At 63.5% G+C, this 6,452-nt stretch carries 5 protein-coding genes; all 5 read right to left on the minus strand.

The window, feature by feature from the left end:
• Positions 1-274: 274 nt before the first annotated feature.
• Positions 275-1,933, minus strand: coding sequence for a glycerol-3-phosphate dehydrogenase/oxidase (locus tag ENZ75_RS00515; RefSeq protein ID WP_164747145.1), 1,659 nt, complete (start codon positions 1,931-1,933; stop codon positions 275-277).
• Positions 1,934-1,983: 50 nt separating this feature from the next.
• Entirely contained in the window at positions 1,984-2,760 is a 777-nt protein-coding gene (locus tag ENZ75_RS00520) for a DeoR/GlpR family DNA-binding transcription regulator (protein ID WP_063167511.1), read from the minus strand.
• Positions 2,757-4,292 (minus strand): FGGY-family carbohydrate kinase, encoded by a 1,536-nt coding sequence (locus ENZ75_RS00525; protein WP_063167510.1) that lies wholly within the window; start codon positions 4,290-4,292, stop codon positions 2,757-2,759. The genes ENZ75_RS00520 and ENZ75_RS00525 overlap by 4 nt, the downstream gene beginning before the upstream one ends.
• A 360-nt stretch (positions 4,293-4,652) precedes the next feature.
• Complete coding sequence (locus tag ENZ75_RS00530) at positions 4,653-5,201, minus strand: flavin reductase family protein (RefSeq protein ID WP_013533080.1); 549 nt, start codon at positions 5,199-5,201, stop codon at positions 4,653-4,655.
• A 61-nt stretch (positions 5,202-5,262) separates the two neighbouring features.
• Positions 5,263-6,452 (minus strand): acyl-CoA dehydrogenase (locus ENZ75_RS00535; RefSeq protein WP_128277858.1); only part of this gene is annotated, 1,190 nt, incomplete at its 5' end.

Consider the following 6,452-nt stretch of genomic DNA (forward strand, 5'->3'; position numbering starts at 1 on the left):
TCGGCGGGCAACATCGACCTATTAGGAGGTGAGCATGTTACTCGATCATACAGTTGTGTTAATTTAACGTCAATCTATGTTACCTCACGCCTAAGCCAGCAGAATTGCATGGCCATCGGCTATCCAGATTTTCTTCTAACTAGCTGTTTTTCAGGGATAATATCTAATATCGGCAAAATCCCAATCCGCCTGTGAGTTGGGCGATTTGCGGATGCGGCGCATCCATGGGCAAACCAACCGGATTGCCTTGTGAAGAGCATCGGTGACGGACTGATCAACCCAGCCGCATCAGGTTCCGGTCCTCGAGTTCCACAATTGCGGCCTCGACTTCCCTTGCAAGGCGCCCGGCGCTCCAGCCCAGCGCCTGTCCGGCAATCGCCGCAATCGCCTGCAGGTCGCGGCCTGTCAGGGAGCCTGATATCGCCAAGGTGCTGCGGCGCATGACGATGTCGGCCAGATGTTCGACGAACTCGTTGCGGACGATGTAGTCGATTTCCGATTTGCTGTAGCTTTCTGAATCCGGCAGCCGACCCTCATCGCCCGACCCATGCGTGGCGATCTGCGTGGCTCTGGTGCCGTATCGCGACAGCAGCGCATCGAGACGCCGTTCCTCAGCGCCCGTCTTCGAGCGAGCCAGAGCCAGCCAACTTGCTCGCGCTGCGGCATTGGTCGGGAAATCCCTGCCGCCGCCGATCGGCATGGCTTGCGTCGTCACCTTGCGGCTGTGCTGCAGGCGGCCGAGCACGGTGTCGGCGACTTCCTCGGCAAAGCCGCGAAAGGTCGTCCACTTGCCGCCGACCAGCGAGATGACCGCGAAAGGTCTGTTCCGATCCGGCTCGGCGACCGGCGCGGAGTGGTCACGGCTGATCAGCCCGGGCAGCGATGCATCGGAGGCCGGCAGCGGCCTGATGCCGCTATAGGCGTAGACGATCTGGTCGCGCTCGAACGCCATTCCCGGCAGCAGAGTCCGCACGCTGTCGAGCAGGTACTCGACTTCGTCGGGCTCGCAGCGCACCGCGTCGGGATTGTCGGCCTTGATGTCGGTGGAGCCGACCAGCGCCAGGCCGAGATAATCGTAGATGAGGCAGATGCGGCCGTCATCGGCTTCGAAATAGAGCATGCGCCCGGCCAGGCTTTTGACCAGTTCGTCATGCTTGAGCAGGACGTGCGAGCCCTTGGTGCCGCCGATCATCTTCGACGGCGCGCCAAGCAATTCGTTGACATCGTCGATCCACGGACCGGCGGCGTTGACCACCAGCTTCGGCCGCACCGAAAAGGCCGCGCCGTTTTCCGGCTGGAAGGTCAGTACCCCATCGGCGGACTTGACCAGCGCCGTATAGTTCGCGCTGGCCGAGGCCGCGTTTGCCTGCCGCCCATCGAGGATCAGTTCAAGCACGAGCCTTTCGGGGTGGCTTATCTTGGCGTCGTAGTAGGTGCCGGTGGCGACGATCGAAGGATTGAGCGCCGGCATCCCGCTGAGCGCCTGGCGCCGCCCGACCATGCGGTGGCGCGGCATGACCTGGTTTCGCGAGCCGTAGAAATCATAGATCATCAGGCCGATCTTGATCAGGATGGCGCCGCGGCTGCGCGGTGCGCTGGTCGAGCCGAACAGCGTCCGCAAGGCCGCCAACATGCCCTTGCTCCAGGAAAAGATCGGGATGACGGTCGGCAGCGGGCTGACATAGTGCGGCGCGTTCTTCAAAAGCAGATTGCGTTCAAGTGTCGACTGTGCGACCAGCCCGAACTCGCCGGTTTCGAGATATTTCAGGCCACCGTGAATGAGCCGCGACGGCGCGGCACTGGTGCCCGAGCCGAAATCCGCCTTGTCGACGATCAGACAGCTGACGCCTTGCGCGCACAGGTCGCGAAACAGCCCTGCCCCGTTAATGCCGGCGCCAAGAATGACGACGTCGACCTCGCCGGTTCCGGCCATGGCGGCCAAACGCCCGGCGGGATTTTCCGTAAATGTTGCTTCGCTTGAGCTCATGACGCTCTCGTCTTGACGATGCGCAGCTTCACGCCGGCCCGTTCGAGAGCTTGCGCCCGCGCATCGCCCAGGCCTTCGGTCGCCAGCACGACATCGAAGCTGGTCAGATCGTCGAAGACATGCAGCGCGATCCTGTCGAACTTGGCATGGTCGATCAGAAGGATACGCTTGGCCGATGCGGCCATCATCGCCTGCTTGACCCGCACGACATTGGGATCCTGGATGAAGGCCGTGGTTCCGGTGATGGCCGAAGCCGAACAGATCAGCACATTGGCGCGCAGCTGCGCCACGGCGTTCTCGCAGACGATACCGATATAGGCGTTGTAGGTGCCGTGGTACTGGCCGCCGAGACAGATGAAGTCGAGTTCGTCGACATTGATCAGCAGTGATGCCGTCGCTACGGAGTTGGTGATGACGGTCAGCGGCTTGACGTCGAGCAGCAGTGCCGCGACGGCGTTTGCCGTCGAGGAATCGTCCAGCATCACCACCTGGCCGGCTTCGACATAATCGAGTGCTGCCCGCGCCAGCGCATCCTTCTCGGCCCGGTTGACCGTCACACGGTAGCGGAAGGCGCTTTCGTAGAGGCCGGAAGGCTGAACCGTCACCGCACCGTGCAGCTTGCGCAGCACGCCCTGCTGCGCCAGCCGGTCGATATGCCGGTGGACGGTCATGCGCGACACGCCGAAATGCTCGACCAGATCGTCGATGCGCACCTGGCCGAGCTTGATCACATAGTCGGCGATCTCTTCGCGTCGTTCGTCGGCCTTGATCATGCGGTTCCCCCAGTGTCTGGCCGGCCCAGCTTCTCGATGTCGGGCCAATGCGGTTCGAGCGCACCGGCTATGCGGCCATAGAGGGAAAAGCGCTCGTTGAACACAGCACTCGAGGCTTGGTCAGGCTCGTATTGGCGCGCCGTCATCCCGACCTGCCTGGCGCCCTGTTGCGGCGTCGCGAAGATGCCAACCGCCGCCCCCGCGCAAAGGGCAGCGCCAAAGGCCGCGGCCTCGTCGGTCGAGGTGACGATGACCGGGGCGTTCAGCACGTCGGCAAACATCTGAACGAAGGCCGGATTGCGCGAACCGCCGCCGGTCAGGCGGATCTCGCTGATGGCAAAGCCGTCGCGCAAGGCTTCGACATGGGTGCGGTGATTGAAGGCAATGCCCTCCAGAACCGCCTTCAGCATATCGCCGCGATTGTGCCAGCCGTGCAGGCCGACAAAGCCGCCGCTGGCAACATCGCCATAAGGAGAGCCGAACAGATAGGGATGAAACAGGATGGTCGAGGGCTTCTTCAGCGCCGCGTCGATCTCTGCTGCCAGAAGCTCGTGGATCGAGTCGCCATCGATCGATGCCTTTTCCTGCTCCGAGCGGCAGAACGTGTCGAGAAACCAGTCGTAGTTCGCGGTCGAGGCCGGCGAGATCGCCATGTTGTTCCAGCGGCCTGCGTCGATGGCGTTGCGACAGAGCCAACGCGGGTCGACGCGTGGTTGCGAAGAGACGACTTCGTTGATGGAATAGGTTCCGGCGACGATGGCGAGCACGCCCTCCTCATGGCCGCCCATGCCAAGTGCGGAGGCAGTCACGTCATGCAGTCCGCACGCGACCGGTGTTCCCTTGGCAAGGCCGGTCATTTCGGCTGCCTCGGCGGTGACATGGCCGACGATCGCGGCGGAGTGCGCCATCGGCGGCAGCGCGTCGAAAACATCGTCCAATCCGAAGATTCGCAACGCTTCCGGCGCGAAGGCTTGCGTGCGGAAATCCGTGAATGAGGTGCTGGCCTCGGTACGGTCGGTGCCGATCTTGCCGGTCAGGCAAAAGCGCAGCCAGTCCTTGCAGGCCAGTATATGCCCGATACGCCCATAGCGGGCCGGTTCGTGCTCCCTGATCCAGGCGAGCAGCGCCGACGGCGCCGAGACGTGGGGCGCCTGGCCTGTTCGCGCTAGCGCCTCTTCGAAGACCCGGTCCGCCGACCATCGCTCGACAATCTTGCCGGCGCGGCTATCGAGCGACAGGATTCCAGGCCCCAGCGGCCGACGATCCTTGTCGAGCAAATAGAGACCGTCGCCATGCGCGGTTGCCGCCACCGCCCTGATGTCGTCCGCCGGGCGGCCACATAGCGCGATCGCCTCCTTGATTGCGTCGGCGGTCGCTTGCCAGAGGCCGGCCATGTCGCGCTCCACCCAGCGCGCATGGGGCATCGATTGCGGAACCCGCCGACGCGCCACCGACAACTGCGTGCCATCGGCATCGAAGATCACCGCCTTGGTGACCGTGAGACCGTTATCGATTCCGAGCAAACTGGGCATGGGCGCCGCCGTTTTCAGCAACTGGTGAAGGGCGCTGCAAGGCAATCCTGCAGGTTGGGATAAGGATGACGGACATGACGACAATCAACGAGCAACGGTGATACCAAAGCGCCGCATCCGATGCGGTAAACAGACCATAGTAGCCTGTTAAATTAACGTCAACATGTGATATATTTTGTAGAAATGTCTAACGTAAGCTGAGACATGCATCCGATGCGGGACGAAGCTCCGACCAGTGCCCAACTGGCTGGATGGCCCTCAACCCTGCACGGCGGGCCAGGGGGACGGTGCGACTGACGCTCGAACGCGTTTGACTGGCTTAGCGAATTCCGTGCGCAGCGGCCGGACAGCCGGCACCGTTCAAAGAAAACGCGACGACTCAAGAAGTTCAGCCACGCCGTCCAGTTCCTTGTGCAGGCGATGCCAGCGACGGTCGAGGTAGACCAGCGAATGCGCCTCAGGGGGGATCTCGTCCGGCTGCACCTCGCCGTCAAGGAGTTCGGCCGCCACCAGTGTCGCGCCCTCGATCGGCAGGACGCCGAGCCGGCGGGCGCGGAACCAGGTCGAGACGCCGGTATAGCGCGGTTCGCCCGTGGGCAGCCGAGCCCAGGCGCCTCCCGGCGGGAAGCGTTCCGCGCCGCTCGACGCGCAGAGCTGCGCCAGGTCGATATCGGTGTAGCGCAGCAGGTGGATCACCATGGTCTGCGCCCGCAGCAAGGGTTCGGACGAGGTCGATTTCATCGACAGCGAGAAGGCGACGACCGGTGGCGCAGCACTTACAGAGATCAGCGAGGACACGGTCATCGCCACCGGTCTGTCGCCGGGATCGGCCGTGATCACGGCAACACCGGCCGGATGGTGGCGAAAGGCTTCGCGGAAGGCGTTGGTCATCGGATGCGGGAAGCTCATCGACGTCTCTCTTCTGCAGCATGAAATGGGGCCGGATGGGTCCGCCGTCCGGCCCTTGCGACTACTTCTTCTCGATCAGATCGTAGAACTGCCAGGTGCGATCGCTCCACACCCCGCCGATGTCGCGGCCGGCCGAGGTGACGATCGATGGCGCGATCGTGAAATGGTTGGCCGCCACCATCATCTCGCGGAAGGTGCGCTGGATCACACCGGCGCGCAGCGACGCACCGCCGCCCGCGCGGTAGGCGAAGTTGCAGATGTCGACGCCAACCTCGTGAATCTCGGATTTGGCCAGATGGACAAGGCTGATCTGACGCGTCGACATGCTGTTGCCGGCTTCGACCGTCATCTCGATGTCGCGCCAGACTTCGAAGATGAAGGCGCGGGCAGCGCGATAGCGGGCTTCGGCGCGGCCATAGTCGTGCCAGAATTTCTCGCTCTCGCCGATCAACCCGGCGCGGCCTGACTTGCTGCGGGCGAACTTGGCGATCTCGTCCAGCATCCGCCGCCCGGTGCCGAGTGCCCAGCCGGTATGACCGATGGCGGCGAGGCCGACGACACCGAGACTGAAGAACTCCTTCTGGCGCAGCGGCGGTGCGGTCAGGATCGGGAAGACGAGATCGTCGGCGATGAAGACGTCCTCGGCCGCATAGTCGATGCTGCCGGTGCCTCCGAGGCCCAGAACGTCCCAATTGCCGAGCTGCTTGTGCTGGGAGATCGGCGCATGGGCGCACATGATGATCACATTGCCCCTATCGTCCTTGGCGGGCTTGCCGGTGCCGTCGTCGACGAAGGCGGCACTGTGGCTATAGGTGGCGTGGCTGAAGCCGCTGCCATAGCTCCACTTGCCGTTCAGCCGGTAGCCACCGTCGACCTTCTTCAGCATGCCGAGCGGCGCCCCCTGTCCCGAGAAACGGTTGTCGGAGCCCGGCGCGAACAGCCGCTCGACCGCGCTGTCCGGCAGAAAGGCAGCCGACATCGCGCCGATGCAGCAATGCACCATGGAAACCCAGCCGGCCGCCCCGGAATGCCAGGTGATCGCCGCCAGCAGTTCGAGACCCTCGGTGGGTCGCAACTGCGCACCGCCGAGGCTCTCCGCGGCAAAGATATGCGACATGCGCAGCGGCTTCAGCAGCTCGAACGTGGCCGCAGTCAGTTCGCCATTCTCCTCATCGGCGGTGGCGTTGGCTTCCAGGGCCGGTCCGATCTCCGCGATCTTCCTGAGCAAGTCGCGATAGTCGGTGGTCGTCC

It is taken from the genome of Mesorhizobium sp. M7A.F.Ca.CA.002.04.1.1, assembly GCF_004022805.1.
Taxonomy (GTDB): Bacteria; Pseudomonadota; Alphaproteobacteria; order Rhizobiales; family Rhizobiaceae; genus Mesorhizobium; species Mesorhizobium ciceri.